The sequence below is a fragment of the Pseudodesulfovibrio sp. S3 genome (genome assembly GCF_004025585.1).
GTDB lineage: Bacteria > Desulfobacterota > Desulfovibrionia > Desulfovibrionales > Desulfovibrionaceae > Pseudodesulfovibrio.
In genome coordinates, this window is sequence record NZ_QTZO01000015.1 from 19,692 (window position 1) to 45,481 (window position 25,790).

The window sequence follows — 25,790 nt, forward strand, 5'->3', positions numbered from 1 at the left end:
TACGAACAGATGAAACAGAGATTGCTCATTCCATCCATCATCCTCGCCATGGCTGTCCAGACCATGGCCCTTCTGGCCGCTCCCTGCGCCGCCCGTGACGAGGCCGACAACAGCACACCCGAAAAAGAACTGGACATGTTCATAGCCCACGCGGATGTGTCGCCCTACTATATGGAAGTCCCTGAATTCCAGGGCCGCGGCATCCTGCTGGACGTCCTCAAAGCCCTGGTCGAACCTCTGAACTATACCGTCACCGTCAACCGGCTGCCTGACAAGCGAGGTTGGCAAATGCTCGAAAACGGCGAGTTGAGCGTCTACGCCAGCGCCCGGGAATGGGTTGCCCAGCCGGACAAATTCCTCTGGACAGACCCTTTCATGCTCAATGAAGACGTGCTCCTCTTCCGCGCGGACAGCATACTTGAATACACCAAACCCGAAGACCTCTACGGTAAGACCGTGGCGGGCATAAAGGATTTTGTCTACCCTGCCCTGGAACCCCATTTCGGACCGGGCATGATCACCAGGCTGGACACGACTTCGCCCGATGTCATGCTGAAACTGCTCTCGTTTGGAAGGGCGGACGCCGTTCTGGTCAACCACACGGAAATCCTGTGGATGTTCCGCAATCGACCGGAAATCCGCCCCGAACTCTTCCGCCTGGAAAAGCCCCCCTTTGACCGGGCCTGGTTCCGCTTCCTCTTTCCCAAGGGCCATGGTTGGGAACCCGTGGTCGAACAAATCAACCATCGCCTCAAGGTGATGAAAGAGGACGGCAGCCTCAAGGCCATCCTTGATCAGTACAGGTAACAGCCGCAGCCGCCGGAGCCACACATATGTATGATGATAAGGAACTGAAAGAATACAGGGATCTCCTGAAACCACCCGACAAGTTCGAGGAAGGTTTCGACTGGAAGACCGTTGTCGGGGCCGTGTTCATCGGGTTCCTGATGATGCCCGGCTCCATGTACCTGCAACTGGTCATCGGCCAGGGCATCGGGCCGGCCGCCCGATGGGTGACCATCATCCTCTTTGCCGAGATCGCCAAACGATCGTACACCCACCTGAAACAACAGGAAATTTTCCTGCTCTACTACATGGCGGGCGCCGCCCTGGCCTCCCCGTTCCAAGGTCTGCTCTGGAACCAGTACCTGGTCCAGTCGGACGCGGCGCGCATGCTCGGCCTGACCGAATTCATTCCCCATTGGGTCGCCCCGGCATTGGGGTCCGGCTCCTACCTGGAGCGTACCTTCATGCACCCGGACTGGCTGGTGCCGATCCTGCTCCTCGTGGGGGCGCAACTGGTCCAGCGCATCGACCATTTCGGATTGGGCTATTCCCTGTACCGCATCACCTCGGACGTGGAAAAACTGCCCTTTCCCATGGCCCCTGTGGGCGCACTGGGCACCATGGCCCTGGCCGAATCCACCGAGGACAAGAAAACCGGCTGGAAGTGGCGGGTGTTCTCCATCGGCGGGGTCATCGGGCTGGCCTTCGGCTTCTTCTACGTGCTGCTGCCCGCGCTCTCAGGACTGCTCTTCACCGAACCCATCCGGCTCATCCCCATCCCTTGGATCGAGCTGACCCAGTACACCGAAGGCACACTGCCCGCCGTGGCCACCGGCCTGCAATTCGATCTCGGCCTGGTCTTCATCGGCATGGTCCTGCCGTTCTGGGCGGTCATCGGCGGCCTGGTCGGCCTGATCGTGACCATCGTGGCCAATCCCATCCTGTATGCCCAGGGCATCCTGCACCGCTGGCATCCGGGCATGGCCACGGTCGAGACGGTCTTTGCCAACAATTTCGATTTCTACATGAGCTTCGGCATCGGGCTGGGCCTGGCCATCGGCGCGGTAGGCATCTACTACGTGGTCAAATCATTCAGGAGTACCGGCGGCAACGGCCCGGATTTCTCCGTCCTGTTCAATCCCCCGGAAGGGCGCGGCGACATCAATTTCTGGGTGTCCATCGGCATCTACGTCTTTTCCACGCTCTGCTACATCGCCTTCTGCGTCTGGCTGGTACCCAGCTTTCCGTGGATTTTCTTCGTGCTCTACGGCTTCATCTACACCCCGGTCATCTCCTATATCACCGCGCGCATGGAGGGTGTGGCCGGACAGTTCATCGCCCTGCCCATGGTGCGAGAATTCTCGTTCATCGCCGGGGCCAAGTTCTTCGGCTACCAGGGACTGGAAATCTGGTACGCGCCCATCCCCATCCACAACTACGGCGAGGCCACGGTCCAGTTCCGCCAGATCGAACTGACCGGAACGAGTTTGCGCGGCATCATCAAGGCGGAGATCATCGTCTTCCCCATCGTCATGATATCCAGCCTGTTCTTCTCCCAATTCCTGTGGCAGCTCGCGCCCATCCCGTCCCCGGAATACCCGTTCGCCCAAGAACTGTGGCACCTCCAGGCCCTGAACACCCTGCTCATGCAGACCTCCACCCTGGAAGGCAACTCGCTCTTTTTCGAGGCATTGTCCGGGCCGGTGGTCATGTCCGGCCTGGGGCTGGGATTGATCCTCTATTCCGTACTCAACGTGCTCGGCCTGCCCGTCCTGCTCGTCTACGGCGTGGTCCGCGGCCTGGGCCAGTCCACACCCCACGGCATGCTCCTGGAAGTGGCGGGCGCATTGCTCGGCCGCTTCTATTTCATGAAGAAATACGGTGCCCAGTGGCGGCACTACGCCCCGGTGCTCCTGGCCGGATTCTCCTGCGGCATGGGTCTGACCGGCATGTTTGCCATGGGCTGCACCCTGATCATGAAGTCACTGGGACGATTGGCGTATTAAAAAGCCGGGGGAAGGAGAGAACGTAAAAAGCCCGCTGGCTAGCGCGGCCTTTGTTTGGGTAAGTTCTTGAGGAGAACGTCCCGGCATGGGTCGCTTTTGAAGAGTTCCATGCGGTCGATCTTCGGAAGCTGAATCTGCTTACCATCTATTTCCGAAAGCACAAGCTTGCCGAAAGCTCCTTGGTTTTCCGGATCAACGGCCCTATGGAACGAGAGCAGTTTGCCTCCAACTTCGGCGGTCACAAGAACATATGACATTACCCCGTCAGGCCCCTTTTCAACTATTATCGAATCCGGCTTCGCATTGGGTATGAGTCCAGCCAACGCCGCAAGATAATATGATCTTACCTCGTCCACCAAATGTGCCCGACAGCGGGAATAGGCGATGCACGCCTCTGAATTCCCTTCAAAATCCAATGAAGTGCAAACCCCTATCATCAACTCAAGGTCCGATTCTCTGTTTGGCCCATAGAAATATTGATACTTGGCCAGACTCTGAGAGCCATGCACGGCTTGAATGAATCTCCCCACGTCCTCGCGTATCGCCTGCATGTCATACGCAGAGGAGTCCCTGAAGGCGAAAAAGAGGGCAACCACAACAGCCAAAACTGCCCCTGTATTATTTAACAAGCACTTTTTGACCTTTAACATTCTTAAAAAAACCTTTGCGATACTGGTATCGGGTCCGGTTAGGCCAATGCAACCATTGGTCCCAGGAATATTGCCGTCAGGATGGATGCCGAAATGGCCACGCCCTTTGGCATCGAAATCCGGCTCAATCGGAACCCACCAGCAGTTTCCGGCCGCCCCCCTGTGCGTCGGCAAACGACAGGGAAAAGCATTTGATTGGTAGAAAAAAGCAACTTGACGCCTTTTCAAAAACGCCTCTTGTTCTTTCCTGTGCGAGCAGGTAATTTGAACGCGGCAAACCAGCGAACAAAACCCGATACGGAGTATATATGCCCGACAAGAACATCACTGCCCTGGTCCTGGCCGCAGGCAAGGGGACCCGAATGCACTCTGCCAAGGCCAAGGTCTTGCAGACCATACTCAACGAACCCATGCTCTTTTACGTGTACGAGGCGCTCAAGCCGATCATGAAGGAGAACATCCTGACCGTGGTCGGCCATGGCGTTGACGAAGTGAAAAAGGAATTCCCGGACATGGCGAACCGGTTCGTCATGCAGAAAGAACAGCTCGGCACGGGACACGCCCTGCAAGAGGCCTGGGCCGAGGTGGAAAAAACCAACTCCACCCACTGCCTGGTCATCAACGGCGACACCCCCCTGGTCACGGTGGAAGCCCTGGACCGGCTGGTGGCCGCACAGGGATGCTGCGACCTCGCCTTCATGACCATCACCCCGCGCGATACCGCCGCCTTCGGCCGCGTGGTGCGCGATCCCGAACGCAGGATCAAGGCCATCGTCGAGGCCAAGGACTATGATTTTTCCGTGCACGGACCGGTCACGGGCGAAGTCAACGCGGGCATCTACCTGCTCAAGATCGAGACCATCGGCCCGCTGCTCGGGCGGCTGGAAAACGAAAACAACTCCGGCGAATACTACATCACCGACCTGGTGGAACTGGCCGTGAACCAAGGCTTGTCCGTGGACGGCGTCCAGGCGGGCAACGACATCTCGCTCATGGGCATCAATTCACCGCGAGAACTGCTCACAGCGGAGAACACGCTCAAGAGACAGATCGTAGACGAACTCATCGACGCCGGAGTGATCATCCACAACCCGGACACCGTAACCATCGGCCCCAAGGTAACCGTGGAGCCGGGCGCCGAAATCTTCGGCCATTGTGAAATCTACGGAAAATCCTTTGTGGCCGCCGGGGCGCGCATGGGATCCTACAACTTCATCAAGGATTCGACCTTTGCGGCCGGGTGCGTTGTCCGCGAATTCAACCACATCGAAGGCGCGCAGGTTGGCGAGGGAGTGTCCGTGGGCCCCTACTCCCGGCTCAGGCCGGATGCCGTGCTGGCAAAGAATTCGCGCATCGGCAATTTCGTGGAAATGAAAAAGGCCACCCTGGGCGAAGGGGCCAAGGCCAGCCACCTGACCTATCTCGGCGATGCCGAGGTCGGGGCCGGGGCCAACATCGGCGCAGGCACCATCACCTGCAACTACGACGGCAGGAACAAATTCGTCACCAAAATCGGCGAAGGCGCTTTCATCGGTTCCAACACCGCCCTGGTGGCTCCTGTTTCGGTGGGCAAACATGCGCTCATAGGTGCCGGCTCCACCATCACCAAGGATGTGCCGGACAACCAGACAGGCATCGCCCGAGGCAAACAGACCAATCTCAAACGCACTCTGAAGAAATAATTGTTACCGGATAAAGATCCGCTTCGGCATAGGAAAGAAATCTTGCTTTGCACAAAGAAAAAGAATAGATAAGAGGTATGGAATTAGTTACCCAACTTGAAGAGCGCTTCAACAGATTACTGAATAAAGTTAGTGAATTGAAAGAAGAAAATCAGCGCTTGAGGGAGGAGATCGAGGCCGAGAAGCAGAAACGCCACGACATCGAATCTCGCATCGACACGCTGCTCGAAAAAATTCAAAACGAGCTGGAATGATAGCGTTTTACGATGCCTCGTTACACGTTGACCCTGCTGGGACTCGAGATATCCTTCAAGACCGATGCGGACAATGTCCGTATCGAAGCCGCGCAGGCATTTATTGAGAACAAGCATAAAGAGCTTGTTGGCGGAGCAGGCGACATCAGCAAGGAAAAATTGCTCACGTACCTGCTTTTAAGCCTCGCGGACGACTATCTGGTCGCGGAAGACAAACTGAAGCGGCTGGAAGGGAAGATCGGAGAGATTTTGGAAAAGACCTCAACGGAGCCGGGCCGATAACTGGACGGCACCGAGGTTGGCAAGGAATTACCCTGGGGCGTTTGTGATTGCCCGGAGTGTTATTGAGCCAATGCTCTGAATAAGGGCGACGACTCCAGTGAACTGGTGAGCAAGCCCGGTCCGACCGGGAAGCCTGAAGGTTCACGAGTCATGCCCACCTGGATATGCCAGGTTCAAAACATACAGGCAACACGGCTTCCCGGGGCTAAATATTCGTCTGACCGGTCAGAACCGGCGTTTTCAGACGAGAATATAACCCTACAGCCATACCTTCCTGAATCCCCTCCCACCTTCTCTTCAAAGAGTGAGTGCGTTTTATTGCGTGCTTTTCAAGTTGTCGTTTGGCGAAAACAGGCCGCCCGTTTAAAGCCTGTTAATATAAATAAGGAGTAAACCCCATGCAGCTATTCGATATAGCCATGGTCGGCGGTGGAGTGGTTGCCGGCCTCGGAGCCGGAATATTTCTCTTCAAATATATCTCCGATAAAAAAGTTTCAGATTCCAAGGGGCTGGCAGAACGCATTGTCTCGGAAGCCAGAAAGGAAAGCGAGGCCCTGAAAAAGGAAGCCCGTCTCCAGGCTCAGGATGAAATATTCAACCAGAAAAAGGAACTGGAACGGGAATCCAAGGACCGCGAAAGCCAACTCAAGAGTGAAGAAAAACGCCTCCATTCCAAGGAAGAGCGTCTCGACGCCAAACGAGAAAAAGTCGCGGACAAGGAGGCCCAGGTAGTCGAGCTGGAAAAACAGCTCATCAAACAGGAAAAGCACCTGAGCGAACTTGAGGAAGAACTCGAACACAAGGCGGACGAGCACGAGCGCAAACTCCAGGAAATCTCCGGCCTGACGGTCGAAGAAGCCAAGGAAAACCTGCTCAAGGAAATCGAATCACGGACGCGCCACGAAGCCGCCAAGATGATCCGCAACATCGAGATGGAGGCCAAGGAAAACGCCTCCAAGAAGGCCAAGGAAATTCTTTCCCTGGCCCTGCAGCGGTATGCGGGCGACTATGCGGGCGAACAGACCGTCACCGCGGTAGCCCTGCCCTCCGAGGACATGAAGGGCCGCATCATCGGCCGCGAAGGCCGCAATATCCGGGCGCTCGAAGCCGCCACCGGCGTGGACCTGATCATCGACGACACCCCGGAGACCGTGGTTCTGTCAGCCTTCAGTCCCCTCAAGCGCGAAGTGGCCAAACAGGCCCTGGAGCGCCTCATCCACGACGGACGCATCCACCCCGCCCGCATCGAAGAAGTCGTACGCAAGGTGGAAGGCGAGATGGACACAAAACTCAAGGAGATCGGCGAACAGGCCACCTTTGACGTCGGCGTCCACGGCATTCACCCGGAACTCATCAATTTGCTCGGCCGGTTGCATTACCGGACCAGCTTCTCCCAAAATGTGCTCCAACATTCCATGGAAGTCGCCTTCCTGTGCGGCGTCATGGCTGCGGAACTCGGCCTCAACGAAAAAGAAGCCAAGCGCGCCGGCCTGCTGCACGACATAGGAAAGGCCGTAGACCACGAAATCGAAGGGCCCCATGCCGTCATCGGTGCGGACCTGGCCAAAAAGCACGGCGAAACCAAGGAGATCATCCACTCCATAGCCGCACACCATGAGGATGTCGCGCCCACAACCATCCTGGCCAATCTGGTCCAGGCGGCGGACTCCCTTTCCGGTGCCCGTCCCGGCGCACGCAAGGAACTGCTTGAGAACTACGTCAAGCGGCTGGAGGAGCTTGAAGGATTGGCCACCGGATTCGAAGGCGTGCAAAAGGCCTACGCCATCCAGGCCGGTCGTGAGATTCGCGTCATGGTGGATTCCGAAAAGGTCGGTGACGAGAGCACCTACGTTCTCTGCAAGGACATCGCCGAGAAGATCGAGAACAACATGACCTACCCGGGCCAGATACGGGTCACGGTCATCAGGGAAAAACGGGCAGTCGGTTACGCAAAATAAGACAAACCGCAGAGGGTACCCGGACGCCACACGCCCCCGGGTACCCGCTGTTTATGACGCAGTTTTGCAGATGAAAAAAAATCATGGCCCGCAACAATCAAAATTTCGTATGGTGACGAGCCTGCACTAAACAGGAAATGGAGCGCCAAAAGAAATGAACCGGGACAGCAAGCAAGACTCTCGCACTGAAACCAACGGCCTCAACTTCAAAAAAAAGATGAGCAGTTCCTTAGATATAGTTCGTTCAGAAATGGGCGATGCCGAATTCAAGCGATTCAGCGCTCTCATCCACTCGGAGTTCGGCATCAAGATGCCGCCCACCAAAAAGGTATTGCTGCAATCCCGTTTCCAGAAAAGATTACGCGCACTTGGTATGTCCAGCTACAAGGAATACTGCGACTACGTATTCTCCCCCGAGGGGCATGAAGCGGAACGCATGCACCTGATAGACGTGGTCACCACCAACACCACCCATTTCTTTCGCGAGCCCAAGCACTGGGACATCATGAACAACACCGTCCTGCCCGAGCTTTGGAGCCGGGGCATCGGCCGAAACGGAAACCTGAACCTCTGGTCCGCAGGCTGTTCAAGCGGCGAAGAACCCTACACCCTGGCCATGGTCCTCCATGAGTGGAGCACCTCGCACCAGGGATTCGGGTTCAAAATCATGGCGACTGACATCTCCCAGAAGATTCTGGCCGAGGCCAAACGGGCCGTCTACTCCATGGAAAAAGTGGAAGACGTGCCCATGCAATACAAGAAGAAGTACATGCTCAAGTCAAAAAACCAGCAACTGGTCAAGATGGACGATGTCTTGCGCAACAAAATTTCCTTCCAACGGCTCAACTTCATGGGTGATTTCCGCCTGCCCCAAAAGCAGGACATCATTTTCTGCCGCAACGTGGTCATCTATTTCGACCGGGCCACCCAGGAGATACTGTTCCAGAAATTCTGCAACAATCTGCAATCCGGCGGCTACCTCTTCATCGGTCACTCGGAGAGTTTGTCCGGTATGCCGCTGCCCATCAAGCAGGTGGCCCCCACGGTCTTCCAGCGGAATTGATCCCTGACGCCATCTTTACCGATTACTCCAAAGACTGAAGCCCTGATTCATCCAAAGGAGCGTCATGCGCATACTCTTTCTCGGCGACATCGTAGGTCGCCCCGGCCGCCGGGCGGTCATGGACAACCTCGCCCGAATCAAGGCCGAAGAATCCATTGATCTGGCCTTTGCCAACGGTGAAAACGCCAGCTCCGGCTACGGGCTGAAGGCCAAACATGCCAAGGAACTGTTCAAGGCGGGCGTGGACGGCATTACCGGCGGCAACCACACATGGAAATACAAGGATCTCTACTCCCTGCTCGACTCCGATGGACGGTTGCTCAGGCCTCACAACTACCCCGATCAGCTGCCCGGCAGGGGCGTCCAGGTCTTCAGGAAGGACAACCTGCCGCCCGTGGCCGTCATCAACGTCATCGGCCGCACCTTCATGCCGCCCATCGACTGTCCCTTTGCCTCCATTGAAACCATTGTCGACGGACTTCCTGCTGACATCCCGATCCAGGTAGTGGATTTCCACGCCGAGGCCACGGGCGAAAAGATCGCCATGGGCTATTTCCTGGAAGGCAAGGTCTCCGCCGTGGTCGGCACCCACACTCATGTACAGACCAATGATGCCAAAATCCTGCCCGGCGGCACGGCCTACCTGACCGATCTCGGCATGTGCGGCGCAACGGATTCCTGCCTTGGCATGAAGCCTGAAATCATCCTGGACCGATACCTGACCGGCCTGCCCCGACGGCTGGAGGCGGCCTCGGGTCCAGGGGTTTTACAAGGCGCGATTTTTGACATAGATGATACCACCGGCAAGGCGGTAACCATGGCCACGTTCAACCAGGACAGCCGGTCGTGAACCCTTGTAAAACGCTGACCGAGAATGAGGAAGAAAGTGAATATCTACGATGACTTGAAGTGGCGAGGGCTGATTCATCAGGTGTCCGACGAAGACAAGGTACGCGAGTATCTCGCCACGCCGGGAGCCACCATGTATTGCGGCTTCGACCCCACCGCAGAATCGCTGCACATAGGCAATCTGGTCCCCCTGCTCTGTCTGGTCCGCATGAAACGTGCCGACCTCCATCCGCTCTACCTCATGGGCGGCGCCACCGGACGCATCGGCGACCCGTCCGGCAAGGACAAGGAACGCGAACTGTCCGATCCCGGCCTCATGGAAGAGCGCCTTGAAAAGATCAAGGGCCAGGTCCGCCGCTTTGTTGAACGCAATACGGGCGACCGTCCGGAGATCGTCAACAACTACGATTGGACCAAGGACATGACCGCCATTGAGCTGCTGCGTGACGTGGGCAAACACTTCACCGTCAACGGGATGCTCCAGAAGGAATCTGTCAAAGGACGCATCGGCCGTGAAGAAACCGGTATTTCCTATACCGAATTTTCCTACATGATTCTTCAGAGTTACGATTTTTACCATCTGTACAAGACCCGCAAATGCAGGTTGCAGATCGGTGGCGGCGACCAATGGGGCAACATCACCGCCGGATGCGAATTCACCCGCCGTCGCTGCGCCCACGAAGGCGAACCGGCCGAGGTCTATGCCCTGACTTTCCCGCTCATAACCACTGCGTCCGGCAAAAAATTCGGCAAATCCGAAAAGGGTGCCATCTACCTCAACGCCGAGATCACCTCGCCCTACGCATTCTATCAGTATTTCATGAACACCGATGATGCGGACGTCATCAAATTCCTTAAGCTCTTCACCTTCCTCGACCAGGAAGCAATCGCCGAAATCGAGAAGCAGATGCAGGAGGCCCCGCACCTTCGCGCCGCCCAGAAACGGCTTGCGGAAGAGGTAACCACCATGATCCACGGCAAGCACGAACTTGAACGCGTACTGGCCACCACCGAAGCCCTGTTCGGGAAAGGCGACCTCAAGACCATCGACCCGGTCACACTGCGTGCCGCGCTCGAATCCGCCCCTGCCTCTCACTACGCCCCCGGCGACGTGCCTGACCTGCCCCAGATGCTGGTGGACCTGAACCTGGTCCAGTCCAAGGGCCAGGCCCGCAAGGACATCCAGGGCGGCGGCGTGTACATCAATGGTGACCGCGTCGAGGACGGCCACGAAATCAGCGATCACGACTTTATCGCCGGTGAACTGCTCGTCATCCGCAAGGGCAAGAAGCACTACGGGCTGATCACAAGAAGTTAGTGACAGCTACAGACATTCAAAAAGGCCGGACAACCGGCCTTTTTTTTGCCTCCGGCGGCCGGGGGAAGGGGAGAGGGAAACCCTTTGAAAAGGGCTTTGCCTCTCCCTTCCGAAACCTTTTATATCGCTGGACCTTCATGGAGCGACTCGGATGCCAAAGGCACCCCCCGCTTTAACCCAATTGGAGCGCCTTGGATGCCAAAGGCATCCAACAGCGGCTCTCCTCGATAACGCGACAAGGCTTGGGAGAGTGGGTCAGGTGTGCATTTCCCGAGGGGGGATTTGACCGCAGCGTAGCTTTCTACGTGAGGATCAAATTCCCCCTCGGAAAATGTGCAGATGGCCCGCTATCCCGAGCCGCCCCCCCTCCAGGCTTGACCTTCCTCAAAATTCGGGGCAAACCTCCCTCCATGAACGAAACATTATGGATACTTTTTGCCTTGGTGGACCTGTCCATGGTCCTGGTGGTTTACCGGCTGTTCGGTCGGGTGGGGTTGTACGGCCTGATGGTCTTCAACCTGCTTCTGTGCAACATTCAGGTGCTCAAGACCGTGGAACTGTTCGGCCTGACCACCACGCTGGGGAATGTGCTCTATGCCAGCGTGTTCCTGGCAACGGACCTGCTCAGCGAATTTTACGGCAAGCATGAAGCGCGCAAAGGGGTTCTGCTCGGGTTCGTGGCCCTGGTCATGATGGTGGTCTACATGCAGATCGCCCTCTATTTCGTACCTGCCGCCGACGATTTCGCCCAGCCGCATCTTTCCGCACTCTTCGGCTTCATGCCGCGCATCGCCCTGGCCAGCATGGTCGCCTACCTGGTCTCCCAACTGCATGACGTCTGGGCTTTCCACGCCATCAAGGAACGCACGGGCGGCAGACTCCTTTGGCTGCGCAACAATGCCTCCACCATGGTCAGCCAGTTGCTGGATTCGGCCATCTTCTGCACCATCGCCTTCTGGGGCATGTTTCCCATGAACGTGTTCATGGAGATCCTGCTTTCGACCTATATCATCAAGGTCATCGTGGCCGGACTGGACACCCCGTTCATCTACCTGGCCAAACGGATATTCTCCAAACGGCACACTGCAGACAGCGGCGCGTAACGCGCACTCGACACCACAAGAAAAGGCGACCCGTTCGGGCCGCCTTTTTTTTATCGGTCAAAAAAGGCACGGACTATTTTGCCGGTGTCTTCTTCTTCAAGAGCGGTTTGCCTATGCCGTGTTTGGCCAGCACCGCCTTCATCTCGTTGGTGGAGGACGGCGTACCGTGGTGCAGCACCCGCAGCCGATGCCAGGTGGAACCTTTGGCTTGGCCGTCTTCGATGGAGACTCGCAGACCGGCAGCTTCCAACTTCTTACCCAGATCTTTGGCCATCTCTATCTTCTTGAACGAAGCGACCTGATAGACGTAATCAAAGACCTCTTCACCGGCATTGGCCGGGGCGGACTCGGGCTTGGATTTGGCAACAGGTTCGGGTTTGGCGACAGGGTCCGGCTTGGCGACAGGTTCGGGCTTGACAACAGGCGCAGGTTTGGGTGCCTGTGTCTGGTCATCCATGATCTGCTGCGGCGACGCCTTCAGCCTATCCTGGTAATCCAGTTCCTCGGACGTGAGCACGCCGGGCGCAGACTGTTCTTGCGCCATTTGCCCATGGATTCTATCCGGCATGATCTGCCCAAGGGGCGGTACGTCCGCCTCGGGCCGATAGCCACGCCCGATGAGGATGCCCATCACAAAGAAGAACGTCAGGGCCAACACCCCGGCACCAACCGCGCTGATCATGCCGGGAAGGGACAGGGAAAAATCGAACTTCTTCTTGACGGCATTGAGCTTTGGCACTTTGACCTTGTATTTCGGTTCTATGGTTTCAGGCATGGTTCCACTTGTTGTTGAGACCTGACAAGGCGTCCTCTACATGGACTCCGGGGCATTCACGCCCAGCAATCCAAGACCGTTCTTCACGACACCGGCCACGCAACCGAGCAGCATAAGCCGGGCCGCGGCCACATCATCCTCTGCGCTGAGCACGTGACAATTGGTATAGTATCTGTGGAGCGTGGATGCAAGCTCCTGCAAAAACATCGATATCATATGCGGACTCTGCGTACGGGCAGCCGCCTCCACAAAATCGGGATACTGATCAAGAAGTTGAAGTATTTCCATGTCATAATCAGTATTCAGCAGAGCCAATGACTCCACGCCGACAACGGCTGCGGATTTGCCTGCTTCGCTCGCCTTCTTTTTCAGCGAACAAATACGGGCATGTGCGTACTGCACATAGTAGACCGGGTTGTCCATGGTCTTCTGCTTGACCAGTTCCAGGTCGAAATCCAGCTTGGAGTCGGATTTACGGGACAAAAACATGAACCGGGCCGCATCGGAGCCAACCTCGTCAACCACGTCCTTCAGGGTCTCAAACTGCCCCGCACGCGTACTCATGGCAATGGGCTGACCGTCGCGCAGCAGGTTGACCAGGTTGACCAGGATGACATGCAGCCCGTCCTTCTTGCCGAGCGCTTCGCAGGCGGCCATCATGCGGGGGATATACCCGTGATGGTCCGCACCCCAGATGTCCACCACGAGATCAAAACCGCGCTTGAACTTGTTGTCATGATAGGCGATGTCCGAGGCGAAATAGGTGGTGTCGCCGTTGGATTTGCGCAACACGCGATCCTTGTCGTCGCCCAGTTCCGTGGACTTGAACCAGAACGCGCCGTCCGCCGCATAGCCCATGCCCGACCTGGTCAGGTCCGCAAAGGTCTCGTCCACCTTGCCGTCCTCGACCAGGGACGTCTCCGAAAACCAGACATCATGGCGCACGCCGAACGCGGCCAGATCTTCCTTGATGCCGTCCAGGATCACATCCTTGCCGTATTCCTTGCATATCTCGGTGGCCTCTGCCGCATCCATGTCCAGCAGGCCGGGGTTGGCGGCCATGACATCCCTGGCGATATCGGTGATATAGTCGCCCTTGTAGAAATCTTCAGGCTCGGGCACGTCCTGTCCGCCCAACAGTCGGGCGCGGTACAGGATGGACCCGCCCAGGATGAGCATCTGGCGGCCCGCATCGTTGATGTAGTACTCGGCCTCGACCTCATACCCGGCCTTCTCGAGAATCCGGGTCAGGGAGTCGCCCAATGCCGCACCTCGACCATGGCCGATGTGCAGCGGCCCGGTGGGGTTGGCGGACACGTATTCCACCTGTACCCTGGTGCCGTTGCCCAGGGTGGAGGAGCCGTATTCCTCGCCCGCATTCAGGATGACGCCTACGGTTTCCTGCCAGAAGGTCGGCGCAAAGGTGAAATTCAAAAAGCCCGGACCGGCGATATCGATCTTCTCGATAAGCGGGTCACCGGACAGCGCACCCTGAATGTCTTCGGCAATGGCGCGGGGGGCTTTCCTGGCCTGCTTGGACAGCATCATGGCCACGTTGGCGGACATGTCGCCGAAACTCTTGTCCTTGGGCGGCTCGATGACCGCTTTTTCCGGCCATTCCCAGCCGAAATCGCCCAGCACCTTCTTCAGTGCGCCTTCCAAATGTATCTTCGCTCTCATGTGTTGCCTATCTCCTTAAACAAAGCTCGTGGCGAAGCCTCTAGCACGAAAGGCAACGCAATCCAAGCGGCTATTCTCCCCCTGCCCCTGCCAAACCGGGCAGGCCTAGCCCCTGTTCATCGGAAGGGAACGCCTGATGAAGGGAGGCAGCAAGAGGACCGCTTTTTCCTCTATGGTTTTGCGGTGCCTGTGATACTGAAGCCCTGCAAAAATAACGATCAGTCCAAGGGCGCTCAGGGCAAAGGTGAAGGTCAGTGTATCCTCGAACACATCCCCGGCCAGATGCCCCAGATAGCCGAACACCCCCATGGAGCCGAACACGATGAAGACACGGCGTTGCAGCACCACCGACACGCCCATGAGCAAAAGGTTGATGCAGCAGTAGAGGAACTTCCCCAACTCCGAGTCGCTGTCAAGGCTGGTCAATCCGCCCCAAAAGGCAAACATGCCGAACAGGTAGCCCCAAAAGGCGAAATCCTCCCTGGTCCGGCGGTCCGCCAGGTAGCTGGCCACAAGCATGCAGAGGCCGAACCACAGGGAAACGATCTCCCGTTGATCCCAGGAAAAGTCCGGGCCGTAGAGGATTGCCGACATATCCATGGAAAGGAACCACAGGCTGAAGGCTATGGGCAGGGTGATGAAGGGGAACCTGTAGCGCCACAAGGCGAGACACCCCACCGCCACCGTGCCGATCTCCATGAAAAACCATCCGCCACGAATCCACCGGTAGAAGTCCCTGTACATGCCCGGTTCGTCCCACATCCACCAACCGGACAGTTCCTGAAGACCGAATACGGCCATGGGCGTCAGGCAGACTGCGGCCGTGACCAGGATGCCGCCGGGAATGCGTTGCCCCTTGCCGTGCCACAGCCAGTTGCCGGTCAGCAAAAGAGTCAGGCCATAGCCTACGGCAACCAGCAGGTGGCCCAGGCCGCCCAGCTCCGCCCATGCAGAAGTCGCGTAAAAGGTCATGGCACTGATGACGATAAGGCCGCCCAGGTAGTAAAGCACGTTGGCCATGGAGAACGAGGGGCCGCTCTCCGGCCTCCCTTCGAAAAAGGCCGCAAGGGCGTCACGCGTCTCCGAAGAGATGATTCCGGCCCCCATGGCCAAGTCCAAGTCTTTCCGGGAAAATTTCATTGCACATCCTTATTTGCATCGTGGTTGTCAGAAATGGTCCGGCCCGTCAACATACACCATTTGCTTTTTCCGCCGCCCTTGACGATGATACACCCATGGCGCGCACCACGACAAAGGAAACCTCCCATGTCTCTACCCTCCCCTTTCTGGGCGGGGTGGACATGTTGCATGCGCGGTTCGTGACCCAAACCTTTTCCAGACATTTCCACGACGGATTCGCGGTGGGATGCATCGAATCCGGCGCCATGCGCTTCAACTACCGGGGTGAAAGCGTGGTCGCGGCCAAGGGCCAGGTCAACCTGGTGGTGCCGGGCGAGGCGCACGACGGGCACGGCGCGGACCGGGACGGCTGGGCCTACCGCATGTTCTACCTCAGGCCCGAGGCGCTCCTGGACGCAGCAGGGACGCTCATGACCCGACCGGGCCTGCCCCATTTCCGAGCCGGGGTCATTGACGACTCCGAGCTGGCCCGATGCATCGCACAGACCCACCGGCTGCTGGAAAGCCCGGACGCATCGGCCATCGAGAAGGAAACGCGGCTGTTACAACTGCTGACCCACTGGATTTCCCGGCATGCGGACAAACGTGGCCAATGGCCGGAAGGCGGGCATGAGCACAGGGCCGTGAACCGGGCGCGTGAAATCATCGAGGACCGATACTCCGAGGATGTTTCCCTGACCGAACTGTCGCGGCTGGCCGGTCTGTCGCCCTTTCACCTGGTGCGCGTGTTCGAAAAACAGTTGGGAGTGACGCCCCACGGATACCTGACCCAGACCAGGGTGGAGCGCGCCCGGCAGCGGCTGGCCGGGACTGACCGCATGGTCGATATCGCCCTTGAGTGCGGCTTTTCGGACCAGGCCCATCTGACCCGGCTGTTCAAGCGGCAGACCGGGGTCACGCCGGGCAAATACCGCAAGATTCTTCAAAACTCCTGACGCCGACTCGGGCATGGTCCCACCATGTCCCAAAAATCCTACGCCTATATCAACCTCAGTCTGGCCATGATCCTGGTGGGCAGTTCGGTGGTGGCCGGGAAGATCATGGTGGCCGAACTGCCGATTTTCCTGGCCTCGGCCCTGCGCTTCATCCTGGCTCTCGCGATCCTCATCCCCATCGTCTTCATGCGCGAAGGCGGGTTGCCGCGCATATCAAGACGCTCCTGGCTGATGATTGCCGGACAATCCCTGTGCGGCTCGTTCCTGTTCACGGTATTCCTGCTCTACGGCCTGACCCTGACCGGTCCGGCCTCGGCAGGCATCATCACCTCCACCACCCCGGCCTGCATGGGCATCATCGCATGGTTCTTCCTCAAGGACCGCCCCTCGACCAGAACCGGACTCGGCATCCTTCTGTCCGTGCTCGGCGTGCTGGTCATCAATCTGGTGCAGGGCAACGGCGTGACCGGAGCAAATCCGCTGGCCGGGAACCTGCTGGTCCTGTGCGCGGTCATCTTCGAATCCCTGTTCCTGCTCATCCGCAAGACCGTACCCGAGCCGCTGTCACCCCTGGCCGTATCCACCATCATCTCCCTGTTCGGACTGCTCTGGTTCCTGCCCATGGGCGTGATCGAGGCGGTTTCCACTGATTTTACGGCCATCTCCATGACCGGCTGGCTGGTAGTTCTCTATTACGGCGCGTTCGTCACGGTCCTGGCCTACCTCTTCTGGTTCGCGGGCATCACCAGGGTCTCCCCGTCCACGGCAGGCGTCTTCACGGCCATCATGCCGGTCTCGGCACTGGTTCTGTCAGCCCTTATCCTTGATGAACCTCTAGGGTGGCAACAGTTGACGGGCTGCGGGTGCGTGCTGGGAGGCATAGTCCTTATTTCGAAATGAAGACACGGGAGTCCACTGACTCCCTGAAAAGTCTGGGGTGGACAAAGGGATGGAGGGCCGGGAGAGGCCTCTATATCTCCAGGTTGGTGAAGGGCTTGCGCTTCTTCTTTTTCTTTTTCTTCTTGGGCGGTTCGGGCAGCCCTTCCAGGTTGAGAACCCGGTCGTCTTCGCTTTTGGAAGCGGTCTTCCTGACCACCGGTTCATGACCGGTCTCGGCCAGGGAGCGGGCCTTGGCAAGCTTTGTCCGGGCCATTTCGTTTTTCGGGTCCAGTTCGAGAACATGCATGAAGAATGGCTGGGCGTCCTCATAGTAGCGCAAATCCATATAGAGGGAGCCTATGTTCAAAGCTGCCCCGACACTCCCTGCATAGAACTGCGGATCTATGGACAGGGCCTTTTCAAAACAACCCATGGCAACCATGCGCTCATTGCCTTCCCAGTGAGCCAACCCCATGTTGTAGTGAATGACAGGATCTTCCGGGGCGATGGTCACGGCCTTCCTGTAGACCTCCACCGCCTCGGCCCATCGACCTTCGCCGCGCAGAATAATGCCCAGCCGGTTGAAATGGACCAGATCATCACGGCCCAGAGTGCGTTTGGTCTCAATGACCCGATTGAGATATTTCACGGCCAGGTTGGGGGCCACGGTGGAGACCGCATCGACGATCCGCTGGGTCAAATCACCCACCATGCTTCGGACCTCTTTCTCCGCAGTCTTCATGCCCTGGTCGAGATAACGTTCGGCCTGCTCGTGTTCGCCCTTGCGCAAATGTTCCTCGGCTATGTCGATCTTGCGCTCGGGGTTGAGCGGACTGATGTCGTCCAGTTGTTTCAGATATGCCAAGGCGCGTTCATCCTCCATTTCACGGAAGGCCTCGGCCAGCTTGATCAGCGGGGCCATGAAAATGGGATTGGCCTCGTGCGCGGCCATATAAGCCTGAACCGCATTGTCCACCTTGCCGATGCCCATGAAGGCATCTCCGCGCATGGCCAGACCGCGCGCACTGTCAGGTCGAACCATGAGGATATGATCCGAAGCCTCCAGGGCCGCGTCATACTCACGGTTTTCCAACAGCTCCCGGCAACGATCCATCTGCTGCTTGAACTCCATGGGCGGAGAAATGGCCTCGGCCAGTTCCTCGATGACATTATTGGCCGAAGCAGGCTTGACCAGCACCCGGCTCACTCCCAACTCGAAGAAGTAGGCCACGGTCTCCTGGGTGGCCTCCCAGGTCAGGACAATCTTCTTGGCCTGGGGAAATTCGCGACCAAGCCAGATGATGAAATCCGTGGACGGACGGTTATTGATCATGCGTTCGATGAATACCACGCAGGGGACGTCCTGATCCTTGAGTTCCGTACACTTTCTCATGGCCGCTTCCGTGGTGGTGAACGGCATGAGCACCTCGCCCCTGAGGCCTATGAGACGGGAGACCATGTTGCGCAGGGCGCGGGTGAAGCCGAAATCGTCGGAAAGGTAGACGATGACGCCCTGATCCTTTTCGATGAAATCACGTACTATGGTGTCAGCAGTTTCGCCCGGCATGAGTGTACCCCTTTGGCCTGTTGCATGGCAGCCTGTTTCTGCACATCTCAACGATACGTGACGAAGGGGAAACGGGTCAACCCACCAAAGAAGACTCCCGGAAGGCTATGAGCCGTTCCGGGAGTCTGATGCATCCGTATCGCGCCGAGACTACTCGATCACTGTCCTCAAAGCCGCAAGCTTTCGCTTGGCCGTGGCGTTGTCCGGGTTTACTTTGAGTGCGCTTTCAAAACAGGGCAAGGCCTTCTCGAAATCCCGCATTTCACTGAACAGGGTGCCTACATTCATGGAAACGTTCTCGCTGCCCCGATAAAACACGGGATTAATGACAAGGGCATTCTCAAAACACTTGGCAGCCATACGTTTTTCTCCGCCGTCGGAATAGGCCATGCCCATGTTGTAATGCAGCCCCTCGTCGTTGGGCGAGATACGCAGGGCCATGGCATAATTGTCGATGGCTTCCTTCCACTTGCCTTGTCCGCGCAAGGCGATGCCGAGCCTGTTGAAGAGGACGATGTCGTCAGGACCGAGATGGTTGGCTTTGGCATCCAGCACCTTGGTCAGATATTTTTCGGCCATGGCCGGGGTCCCGGACACCGCCTCCGAGATATTGTTGGCCACGGAACTGATCAACCCCATGGCCTCCTTGGTGATCGTCTCAATGGCCTGGTCAAAATAGACTTCTGCCTCTTCCATCTGGTCCCGTCTGACATGCAACTTGCCGATCTCGGTTTTTCGATAGGCATTCAAAGGGCTTAGCTTATCAAGCTTTTTCATGTACTTGAGAGCCTCATCGTCGTCGACTCCCTCATACACGCCCACAAGCTTTTTGATGGGTTCCAGATAGATTTTAGAACTGTCATGCGCCCGGTGATAGCTCTCCAGGGCCTTGTCCCGCTCATTCTGAGCCAGATGGATGTCGCCCTTGAGCATCAGTCCGGCCGGACTTTCAGGTTTGAGCTTGAGTATCTTGTCGGCTATCTGCATGGCCTCCATGAGCTTGCCCGCAGCCAGGCACCGCTTGCCGATGCCCATGTACTCGCTGAGTTTGCCCTGGGGCTTGATGGTGAAGGCCAGCTTTTCGATGATGTTGTTCATGGAAGCGGGCTTGGAAATGACGTTGTTGACGCCGATTTCATAAAAATAGGCGATATTTTCCCGCTTGGTTTCCCCGACGAGTACGATAATCTTGAGATCCGGCATCAACCGCTTGAGCGTAACAATGGTTTCGGTAGTGGTATTCCCGTTGACCCAGCGCTCGATGAACAAGATGCAGTCGACGGACTTCTTTTGCAGAGACTGAACTTTCCGCAACCCCGACTGAATCTCTTCAAAGGCGAAAAGACAATCGCGTTTGGTGCCGATTATCTTGAAAATAGTCGAGGACAACATGCGCTTGAACAGCTGGTCTTCGCTGACAAGCACGATGCATCCATTGGTCTTTTCAAAATATTCAAATAGGATAAGATCATATTTTCCTGACATCACTTCCCCTGTTTCCCGGTATCGCCAATGTCGTCACATTGCGGATTTCGCATATGCTAAACCCGTGTGGAAATGCCAGCAATTGATCAAAAAAGATATAATAATCAGGTTAAGAAAAATTAAGTCATCCGGCGGAATCAGATTGTGTGCACGTCTCCGGGTTCCGGCAAAAAGGCGTTGACCTCAGGCACCGTGTCAATGGCCATTTTGATCATGTCCATCATTGTATGTCGGACCGAACGCTTCATATGCACCAAAGCGCACGACTTGGCTCGCACTCTGCGGGCAAACTCAAGGGAAGACCCTACGTCCCCGTGGCCAAGGGTGATCTCGTCCAGAGTAAACGCTTCATGGATCACCATGTCGCACCCCATGGCCAGTTCAAGGGTGTCATCCGTGGGCTTTCCGTCACCCGAATAATAGAGGGACTTGCCGTTTGCGTCCAGCCGTATCGACAGGCAGGGCATGGAATGATTGTTGAGAGCGAATCCGAACTTGAAGCCGCTGTGCTTGAAATCCTCGCCCGGCTCGCATTCGATGTAGAACACCTCGAACTTCGCCTGGGCCAGGGCATTGGAATAGGCCATCTCAATAAGCCGGGTGATGCGCGATTCAATGCCGCTTGGACCCATGATGGTCAGCCGTTTTGAACGGCCTTCCTCAATGGACCGGACTATCAGGGCCGGAATGCCGAAATAATGGTCTGCATGAAAATGGGAAACGTACACGGCATCCAGCGCGAGCGGATTTTCCGCTTGCCCCCAGAACCTGCAAGAGGCGGAAAACCCGCAATCCAAAAGGATTGAAGAAGACCCGGATTCAACGAGTATGGAAGTATTTGGCAACAGGTCGTCAAAGGCTTCACCCACTCCGGTGAATGTCACTCGCATGAAAGCTCCATCGTCTTATGTTTTAGAGACAAGCGGAACTATTATATAAAAGACGTTTTTGGGCAAGAGCGAAAGCGTTTAATCCTCATCACGATTGCGCACATCCTCCCGCCAGGAGTTGAGCGGGGCATAGCATCCCTGCCCCGCATGCTGGGACTGCTTCATCTGTTCGGCGGTTTCAGGGGCAAGCATGAGACCACAAAGGTATCGCCCTGCCGCCTCGTCCCAGAACAGGTCGGGACATCGGCGCATGTAGCCGTATTTCCTGTGTGACTCCATGCAGGGGTCCTGAAGGCAGCACCACCCGCAGCCGACGCACGGTTTGGACATGATATTCTTTCTCCTGATTCTTCTGGGCCAAGGGATACCTGCGGTCCGAGCGAATGGCAAGTACATGAATCTTGACAAAGACTTGGATATGGTGTCATATCTTTGTAGAGTTAAAAGACATAATGTCATACACTGCCACCATACAATATTTTGATAACTATATCAGGGTTACGACTTCGGGGTCTATCGATTCCATCGAAGAGCTGTTCGAATATGCGGCACTACTCGCCCAGAAGGGGGAGGAATATGCCACCACAAGAGCGTTGCTCGACGAACGCACCCTTGTGAACCGCACTGACGTTATGGACGCATACACCCTCAGCGAATCAAACATCACAGCCGAATCGGCCATGAAGGGCGTCCGTATCGCCAGCCTCATCACCCCTGAAAGCATGGAGCTTGGCACTGTCTTTGAGACCATCCTGCGCAACCGATCCCTCAACTTCAAGATCTTCACCGACGAAAAAAAGGCCATCGCCTGGCTCACGGCCTGAATCGGCAATATCCATCCATAGGCAAAAAGAATTGGACCATATGCGGACATCCCCTGCATAAGGGGAAAAAACGCGTGGAGTATCCCATGACCATATTCACAGAGTCCGTCCCCTTCTACAAGATGCAGGGGTGCGGCAACGACTTCGTCGTCATAGACAACCGGAAGCTCGGCGTCCCGGAATCCGCCATGGCTGAATGGGCAAAGGCCGTGTGCGCCCGCGCCTTCGGGGTCTATGCGGACGGCCTCTTCTTCCTTGAGGACACCGACGCCCCGAATCTCGACTACCGCTGGCATTTCTACAACTCCGACGGCTCCCGTGCCGAGATGTGCGGCAATGCCTCGCGTTGCGCGGGCAAGCTCGCCCATGCCCTGGGCCTGGCCCCGGCAGAGCACACCTTCGGCACCGACGCCGGTCCCATCAAGGCAAAAGTCCTGCTGGACGGCCCGGACCAGGGCCGCGTCAAAGTGCAGCTCACTCCGCCCCGGAACACGCAGACCGATATCGTCCTCACTGTCGACGGCCAGCCGGTGACCGTCCATTTCACCGACACCGGCGTACCGCACACCGTGGTGTTCCTGAGCGACGTCACGGCCCTAGACATCATGGATCTCGGTCCGAAAATACGCTACCATGAGCACTTCGCACCCGCCGGAACCAACGTGAACTTCGCCCAGATCGTGGACCGGAACACCATGCTCCTGCGCACCTATGAGCGCGGCGTGGAAGCCGAGACCTATGCCTGCGGCACCGGAGCGGCCGCCACCCAACTGCTTGCCAACACCCTTGGCCTGACCGACGAGTTCGCCAATCTGACGACCTCCGGCAACGAGGTGCTGACCATCTTCCTCGAAAAGGACAACGTCTTTCTCCAGGGAGCAGCGGAACTGACCTTCAAGGGAGAACTCTACCTCAAGCCCCTGGGCCTGAGCCTCTAACCCATGAATACGCAAAAAAGCGCGCCATGGATCCATGGCGCGCTTTTTTGCGTATTCATGGTCCGGGCTAGCCTGCCACCATGGACTCGAACTGTTCCCTGCCGACCATACGGTACTCCCCCTTGACCGAGGTGCAGACCTTGCCATCGGAATTGAGGATGCGCCCCTTGAGTCTGATGGACTGCCCCTCGTTGGACGCCACTGCGCAGACCACCCGGATGGGTGCGCCAATATACACGGGTCGCAGAAAACGGAAGCTGGCGCTGACCGTGACCGCCTCCATGACGCCCGTGGCCGCGTAGCCAGCCCACCACATGGCCTCGTCGAGCAGCCCCATCTGCATGCCGCCGTGAAAGATGTTGCCCTGGCCGCAGAATTTGGCCTCGGGCGTATACTCGGCGTACACCCCGCCGTTCCCGTCGCGGTGAAAGACCAATTTCAACCCCGACGGGTTGTTCGGACCACAGAAAAAGCAGGTTCCGTCGGCAAAGGGATTGGCGATTTCGCTGTTCATATTCTCTCCGTGTTTGACCACTGCATACACCACCAAACACCAAACCAAAAGGCCCCCGCAACCAGTGCGGGGGCCTTTCATGAATCACCAATAAAGACTTTCGATCGTGGCGTAGCTCTAGAGATGCGCCGCTATCAGAAGCCGAACTAACCGACCAGTTCCTTGTTGCCTTCGACCAGGTCGGTGACCACACCCGGATCGGCCAGGGTGGAGGTATCGCCGAACTCGTTCGAACCTTCGACGATCTTGCGCAGGACACGGCGCATGATCTTGCCGGAACGGGTCTTGGGCAGGCCGTCGGCGAACTGGATGAACTCGGGAGTGGCGATGGGACCGATCTCCTTGCGCACCCAGACTTTCAGCTCCTTGACCATGTCGTCGGACGGCTCAATACCGGACTTCAGGGTGACGTAGGCGTAGATGGTCTCGCCCTTGATGTCGTGGGGCATGCCGACCACGGCAGCCTCGGCCACATCGGCGTGCGCCACCAGGGCGGATTCGATCTCGGCGGTGCCCATGCGGTGTCCGGACACGTTGATGACGTCATCCAGGCGGCCCATGATCCAGAAATAACCGTCTTCGTCCACGCGCGCGCCGTCGCCCGCTTCATAGGCTCCGGGGAACCCGGCGAAATAGGTCTTTTTATACCGATCGGGATCGCCCCAGACATTGCGCAACATGCCGGGCCACGGCTTGTCGATGATCAGGTGACCGCCCTCATTGGGGTTGGCCGGGGTGCCGTCGCGGCGCACGATCTTGGCGGAGATGCCGGGCAGGGCCCTGGTGGCCGAACCGGGCTTCAGCGGAGTGGCGTAAGGCAGGGCGGAAATCATGATGCCGCCGGTCTCGGTCTGCCACCATGTATCCACGATGGGCAGCCTGCTTCCGCCGATATTCTTGTGATACCAGAGCCACGCTTCCGGGTTGATGGGCTCGCCCACGGAACCGAGCAGACGCAGGGAGGAGAGGTCGTATTTCTTGGTCCACTCATCACCTTCGCGCATGAGGGCGCGAATGACCGTGGGGGCTGTGTAGAAGATATTGACCTTGAACTTGTCCACGATCTGCCAGAAACGGTCCGGCTTGGGGTAACTCGGCACACCTTCGAACATGACCGAGGTGGCGCCCAGGGCCAGCGGACCATACACGATGTAGGAATGGCCGGTGATCCAGCCGACGTCCGCCGTACACCAGTAGACATCGTCGTCCTTGACGTCGAAAACGTACTGGGTGGTGTGGGCCGCGTAGGTAAGGTAGCCGCCGGTGGTGTGCAGCACGCCCTTGGGCTTGCCTGTGGAACCGGAGGTGTAGAGGATGAACAACGGATCTTCGGCATCCATTTCCTCGTAGGCGCACTCGGAAGAGATATCGTCGGCGCTGATTTCGTCGTGCCACCAGGAGTCTCGCCCTTCGACCATGTTGACCTCGTTGCCGCCGCGCTTGACCACGACGCACTGCTCCACGCCGGGGCAGTCCTTGAGCGCCTCGTCGGCATTGGGCTTGAGCGGGATGGTCTTGCCTGCACGCAGAACAGCGTCTGCCGTGACCAGAACCTTGGCCTGGCAGTCATCGATGCGGGACTGAAGAGCAATGGAGGAAAAACCGGCGAACACGATGGAGTGCAGTGCGCCGAGGCGGGTGCAGGCCAGCATGGCAATGGCCAGTTCGGGGATCATGGGCATGTACAGGGCCACGCGGTCGCCCCGCTTGACACCTTTCTTCTTCAGGACGTTGGCGAACCGACAGACCTCGGTGTGCAGCATCTGATAGGTGTAAACCCTGGTGTCCTCTTCTGGCTCGCCCTGCCAGATGATGGCGGCCTTGTTGCGGCGGCCGTTGGTCAGGTGACGATCCAAACAGTTGAAGGAGACGTTGGTCTTGCCGCCGGAGAACCACTTGAACTCGGGCTTGTCGTAGTCCGCTTCCAGGACGGTATCGAAATCGGAGAACCAGCTGATCAGGTCCTTTGCCCGGTCTCCCCAGTAGCCCTCCGGGTCGTCCAGGGCTTTCCGGTTGGCCGCCTCATAGGCTTCCATGTTCTGTATCCAGGCCTGACCCTGCATGGAGGATTCAGGTTGGAATATCTGCCCGTCTTTTTGCAGACTCTCGATTTTTTTCTCTTCGGTCATTGAGATTCTCCTGATCTGTTCGTTGTGTTCGCCACGTCCCGCCTGCCACGGGCCGCAACCCTCTGAAATATTGTGCCCGATGC

The 25,790-nt window shown here is 57.4% G+C and carries 24 protein-coding genes and 1 other RNA gene; 15 read left to right on the forward strand and 10 right to left on the reverse strand.

All coding sequences use genetic code 11. The features are described from left to right. Window positions 1-9: 9 nt before the first annotated feature. Both DWB63_RS13775 and DWB63_RS13780 read left to right on the forward strand, forming a co-directional pair. Window positions 10-807, forward strand: coding sequence for an ABC transporter substrate-binding protein (locus tag DWB63_RS13775; RefSeq protein WP_164879898.1), 798 nt, complete (start codon window positions 10-12; stop codon window positions 805-807). A 26-nt stretch (window positions 808-833) separates the two neighbouring features. After that, on the forward strand, window positions 834-2,792 hold the full coding sequence (locus DWB63_RS13780) for a peptide transporter (protein WP_128329432.1): 1,959 nt from the start codon (window positions 834-836) through the stop codon (window positions 2,790-2,792). Window positions 2,793-2,830: 38 nt separating this feature from the next. On the opposite strand, the gene DWB63_RS13785 is transcribed toward DWB63_RS13780, so the two are convergent. Then, entirely contained in the window at window positions 2,831-3,442 is a 612-nt protein-coding gene (locus DWB63_RS13785; protein WP_128329433.1) for a hypothetical protein, read from the reverse strand. Between the two features lie 308 nt (window positions 3,443-3,750). Between DWB63_RS13785 and glmU the strand changes: the two genes are divergently transcribed. The 9 genes from glmU to DWB63_RS13830 all read left to right on the forward strand — a co-directional run bounded on the left by glmU (window position 3,751) and on the right by DWB63_RS13830 (window position 11,951). After that, a complete protein-coding gene (gene glmU / locus DWB63_RS13790; protein ID WP_128329434.1) occupies window positions 3,751-5,124 on the forward strand; it encodes a bifunctional UDP-N-acetylglucosamine diphosphorylase/glucosamine-1-phosphate N-acetyltransferase GlmU in 1,374 nt (457 codons plus the stop codon). A 77-nt stretch (window positions 5,125-5,201) separates the two neighbouring features. Beyond that, window positions 5,202-5,378: a cell division protein ZapB gene (locus tag DWB63_RS13795; protein ID WP_128329435.1), complete on the forward strand. Its 177-nt coding sequence runs from the start codon at window positions 5,202-5,204 to the stop codon at window positions 5,376-5,378. 12 nt (window positions 5,379-5,390) lie between these two features. Further along, window positions 5,391-5,660 carry a cell division protein ZapA gene (gene zapA / locus DWB63_RS13800; RefSeq protein WP_128329436.1) on the forward strand — a complete coding sequence of 90 codons (270 nt, stop codon included), beginning with the start codon at window positions 5,391-5,393 and terminating at the stop codon, window positions 5,658-5,660. Between the two features lie 26 nt (window positions 5,661-5,686). Further along, a non-coding RNA gene (gene ssrS, locus DWB63_RS13805) (6S RNA) lies at window positions 5,687-5,870 on the forward strand. 209 nt (window positions 5,871-6,079) lie between these two features. Then, complete coding sequence (gene rny / locus DWB63_RS13810) at window positions 6,080-7,618, forward strand: ribonuclease Y (protein WP_241648858.1); 1,539 nt, start codon at window positions 6,080-6,082, stop codon at window positions 7,616-7,618. Window positions 7,619-7,835: 217 nt separating this feature from the next. Next, on the forward strand, window positions 7,836-8,681 hold the full coding sequence (locus tag DWB63_RS13815) for a CheR family methyltransferase (RefSeq protein ID WP_128329477.1): 846 nt from the start codon (window positions 7,836-7,838) through the stop codon (window positions 8,679-8,681). Between the two features lie 64 nt (window positions 8,682-8,745). Further along, a complete protein-coding gene (locus tag DWB63_RS13820) occupies window positions 8,746-9,531 on the forward strand; it encodes a TIGR00282 family metallophosphoesterase (RefSeq protein ID WP_128329438.1) in 786 nt (261 codons plus the stop codon). A gap of 36 nt (window positions 9,532-9,567) precedes the next feature. Beyond that, entirely contained in the window at window positions 9,568-10,848 is a 1,281-nt protein-coding gene (gene tyrS, locus DWB63_RS13825; protein WP_128329439.1) for a tyrosine--tRNA ligase, read from the forward strand. Between the two features lie 410 nt (window positions 10,849-11,258). Then, window positions 11,259-11,951 carry a queuosine precursor transporter gene (locus DWB63_RS13830; RefSeq protein WP_128329440.1) on the forward strand — a complete coding sequence of 231 codons (693 nt, stop codon included), beginning with the start codon at window positions 11,259-11,261 and terminating at the stop codon, window positions 11,949-11,951. A gap of 73 nt (window positions 11,952-12,024) precedes the next feature. On the opposite strand, the gene DWB63_RS13835 is transcribed toward DWB63_RS13830, so the two are convergent. The 3 genes from DWB63_RS13835 to DWB63_RS13845 form a co-directional block, all read right to left on the reverse strand. Continuing rightward, a complete protein-coding gene (locus DWB63_RS13835) occupies window positions 12,025-12,726 on the reverse strand; it encodes an SPOR domain-containing protein (RefSeq protein WP_128329441.1) in 702 nt (233 codons plus the stop codon). A gap of 36 nt (window positions 12,727-12,762) precedes the next feature. Next, entirely contained in the window at window positions 12,763-14,406 is a 1,644-nt protein-coding gene (argS, locus tag DWB63_RS13840) for an arginine--tRNA ligase (RefSeq protein ID WP_128329442.1), read from the reverse strand. A 105-nt stretch (window positions 14,407-14,511) separates the two neighbouring features. Beyond that, window positions 14,512-15,546 (reverse strand): DUF2157 domain-containing protein, encoded by a 1,035-nt coding sequence (locus DWB63_RS13845; RefSeq protein WP_128329443.1) that lies wholly within the window; start codon window positions 15,544-15,546, stop codon window positions 14,512-14,514. Between the two features lie 95 nt (window positions 15,547-15,641). On the opposite strand from DWB63_RS13845, the gene DWB63_RS13850 reads away from it, so the two are divergent. Further along, window positions 15,642-16,481 carry an AraC family transcriptional regulator gene (locus tag DWB63_RS13850; protein ID WP_128329444.1) on the forward strand — a complete coding sequence of 280 codons (840 nt, stop codon included), beginning with the start codon at window positions 15,642-15,644 and terminating at the stop codon, window positions 16,479-16,481. Between the two features lie 24 nt (window positions 16,482-16,505). Continuing rightward, entirely contained in the window at window positions 16,506-17,381 is an 876-nt protein-coding gene (locus DWB63_RS13855) for a DMT family transporter (RefSeq protein ID WP_128329445.1), read from the forward strand. Between the two features lie 70 nt (window positions 17,382-17,451). Here the strand turns inward: DWB63_RS13855 and DWB63_RS13860 are convergent, their stop codons facing one another. The 4 genes from DWB63_RS13860 to DWB63_RS13875 all read right to left on the reverse strand — a co-directional run bounded on the left by DWB63_RS13860 (window position 17,452) and on the right by DWB63_RS13875 (window position 21,632). Next, the gene (locus DWB63_RS13860) at window positions 17,452-18,927 is read right to left on the reverse strand and encodes a tetratricopeptide repeat protein (RefSeq protein ID WP_128329446.1); all 1,476 of its coding nucleotides are present in this window, start codon (window positions 18,925-18,927) and stop codon (window positions 17,452-17,454) included. A gap of 150 nt (window positions 18,928-19,077) precedes the next feature. Further along, on the reverse strand, window positions 19,078-20,352 hold the full coding sequence (locus DWB63_RS13865; protein WP_241648856.1) for a response regulator: 1,275 nt from the start codon (window positions 20,350-20,352) through the stop codon (window positions 19,078-19,080). A 197-nt stretch (window positions 20,353-20,549) separates the two neighbouring features. Next, complete coding sequence (locus DWB63_RS13870) at window positions 20,550-21,302, reverse strand: ribonuclease Z (RefSeq protein ID WP_128329448.1); 753 nt, start codon at window positions 21,300-21,302, stop codon at window positions 20,550-20,552. Between the two features lie 78 nt (window positions 21,303-21,380). Beyond that, a complete protein-coding gene (locus DWB63_RS13875) occupies window positions 21,381-21,632 on the reverse strand; it encodes a hypothetical protein (RefSeq protein ID WP_128329449.1) in 252 nt (83 codons plus the stop codon). 122 nt (window positions 21,633-21,754) lie between these two features. Between DWB63_RS13875 and DWB63_RS13880 the strand changes: the two genes are divergently transcribed. Both DWB63_RS13880 and dapF read left to right on the forward strand, forming a co-directional pair. Continuing rightward, a complete protein-coding gene (locus DWB63_RS13880; RefSeq protein WP_128329450.1) occupies window positions 21,755-22,126 on the forward strand; it encodes a hypothetical protein in 372 nt (123 codons plus the stop codon). 86 nt (window positions 22,127-22,212) lie between these two features. Next, window positions 22,213-23,064, forward strand: coding sequence for a diaminopimelate epimerase (gene dapF / locus DWB63_RS13885; RefSeq protein ID WP_128329451.1), 852 nt, complete (start codon window positions 22,213-22,215; stop codon window positions 23,062-23,064). 67 nt (window positions 23,065-23,131) lie between these two features. Here the strand turns inward: dapF and DWB63_RS13890 are convergent, their stop codons facing one another. After that, window positions 23,132-23,578, reverse strand: coding sequence for a PaaI family thioesterase (locus tag DWB63_RS13890; protein WP_128329452.1), 447 nt, complete (start codon window positions 23,576-23,578; stop codon window positions 23,132-23,134). A gap of 146 nt (window positions 23,579-23,724) precedes the next feature. Further along, complete coding sequence (gene acs / locus DWB63_RS13895; RefSeq protein WP_128329453.1) at window positions 23,725-25,707, reverse strand: acetate--CoA ligase; 1,983 nt, start codon at window positions 25,705-25,707, stop codon at window positions 23,725-23,727. Between the last annotated feature and the right edge of the window lie 83 nt (window positions 25,708-25,790).

What these genes read in the sequence shown, in the direction of transcription:
- DWB63_RS13775 (WP_164879898.1), top strand. Translation starts at nt 10, where the DNA reads ATGAAACAGAGATTGCTCATTCCATCCATCATCCTCGCCATGGCTGTC.
- DWB63_RS13780 (WP_128329432.1), top strand. Translation starts at nt 834, where the DNA reads ATGTATGATGATAAGGAACTGAAAGAATACAGGGATCTCCTGAAACCA.
- DWB63_RS13785 (WP_128329433.1), bottom strand. Translation starts at nt 3,442, where the DNA reads ATGTTAAAGGTCAAAAAGTGCTTGTTAAATAATACAGGGGCAGTTTTG.
- glmU (WP_128329434.1), top strand. Translation starts at nt 3,751, where the DNA reads ATGCCCGACAAGAACATCACTGCCCTGGTCCTGGCCGCAGGCAAGGGG.
- DWB63_RS13795 (WP_128329435.1), top strand. Translation starts at nt 5,202, where the DNA reads ATGGAATTAGTTACCCAACTTGAAGAGCGCTTCAACAGATTACTGAAT.
- zapA (WP_128329436.1), top strand. Translation starts at nt 5,391, where the DNA reads ATGCCTCGTTACACGTTGACCCTGCTGGGACTCGAGATATCCTTCAAG.
- rny (WP_241648858.1), top strand. Translation starts at nt 6,080, where the DNA reads ATGGTCGGCGGTGGAGTGGTTGCCGGCCTCGGAGCCGGAATATTTCTC.
- DWB63_RS13815 (WP_128329477.1), top strand. Translation starts at nt 7,836, where the DNA reads ATGAGCAGTTCCTTAGATATAGTTCGTTCAGAAATGGGCGATGCCGAA.
- DWB63_RS13820 (WP_128329438.1), top strand. Translation starts at nt 8,746, where the DNA reads ATGCGCATACTCTTTCTCGGCGACATCGTAGGTCGCCCCGGCCGCCGG.
- DWB63_RS13830 (WP_128329440.1), top strand. Translation starts at nt 11,259, where the DNA reads ATGAACGAAACATTATGGATACTTTTTGCCTTGGTGGACCTGTCCATG.
- DWB63_RS13835 (WP_128329441.1), bottom strand. Translation starts at nt 12,726, where the DNA reads ATGCCTGAAACCATAGAACCGAAATACAAGGTCAAAGTGCCAAAGCTC.
- argS (WP_128329442.1), bottom strand. Translation starts at nt 14,406, where the DNA reads ATGAGAGCGAAGATACATTTGGAAGGCGCACTGAAGAAGGTGCTGGGC.
- DWB63_RS13845 (WP_128329443.1), bottom strand. Translation starts at nt 15,546, where the DNA reads ATGAAATTTTCCCGGAAAGACTTGGACTTGGCCATGGGGGCCGGAATC.
- DWB63_RS13850 (WP_128329444.1), top strand. Translation starts at nt 15,642, where the DNA reads ATGGCGCGCACCACGACAAAGGAAACCTCCCATGTCTCTACCCTCCCC.
- DWB63_RS13855 (WP_128329445.1), top strand. Translation starts at nt 16,506, where the DNA reads ATGTCCCAAAAATCCTACGCCTATATCAACCTCAGTCTGGCCATGATC.
- DWB63_RS13860 (WP_128329446.1), bottom strand. Translation starts at nt 18,927, where the DNA reads ATGCCGGGCGAAACTGCTGACACCATAGTACGTGATTTCATCGAAAAG.
- DWB63_RS13870 (WP_128329448.1), bottom strand. Translation starts at nt 21,302, where the DNA reads ATGCGAGTGACATTCACCGGAGTGGGTGAAGCCTTTGACGACCTGTTG.
- DWB63_RS13875 (WP_128329449.1), bottom strand. Translation starts at nt 21,632, where the DNA reads ATGTCCAAACCGTGCGTCGGCTGCGGGTGGTGCTGCCTTCAGGACCCC.
- DWB63_RS13880 (WP_128329450.1), top strand. Translation starts at nt 21,755, where the DNA reads ATGTCATACACTGCCACCATACAATATTTTGATAACTATATCAGGGTT.
- dapF (WP_128329451.1), top strand. Translation starts at nt 22,213, where the DNA reads ATGACCATATTCACAGAGTCCGTCCCCTTCTACAAGATGCAGGGGTGC.
- DWB63_RS13890 (WP_128329452.1), bottom strand. Translation starts at nt 23,578, where the DNA reads ATGAACAGCGAAATCGCCAATCCCTTTGCCGACGGAACCTGCTTTTTC.
- acs (WP_128329453.1), bottom strand. Translation starts at nt 25,707, where the DNA reads ATGACCGAAGAGAAAAAAATCGAGAGTCTGCAAAAAGACGGGCAGATA.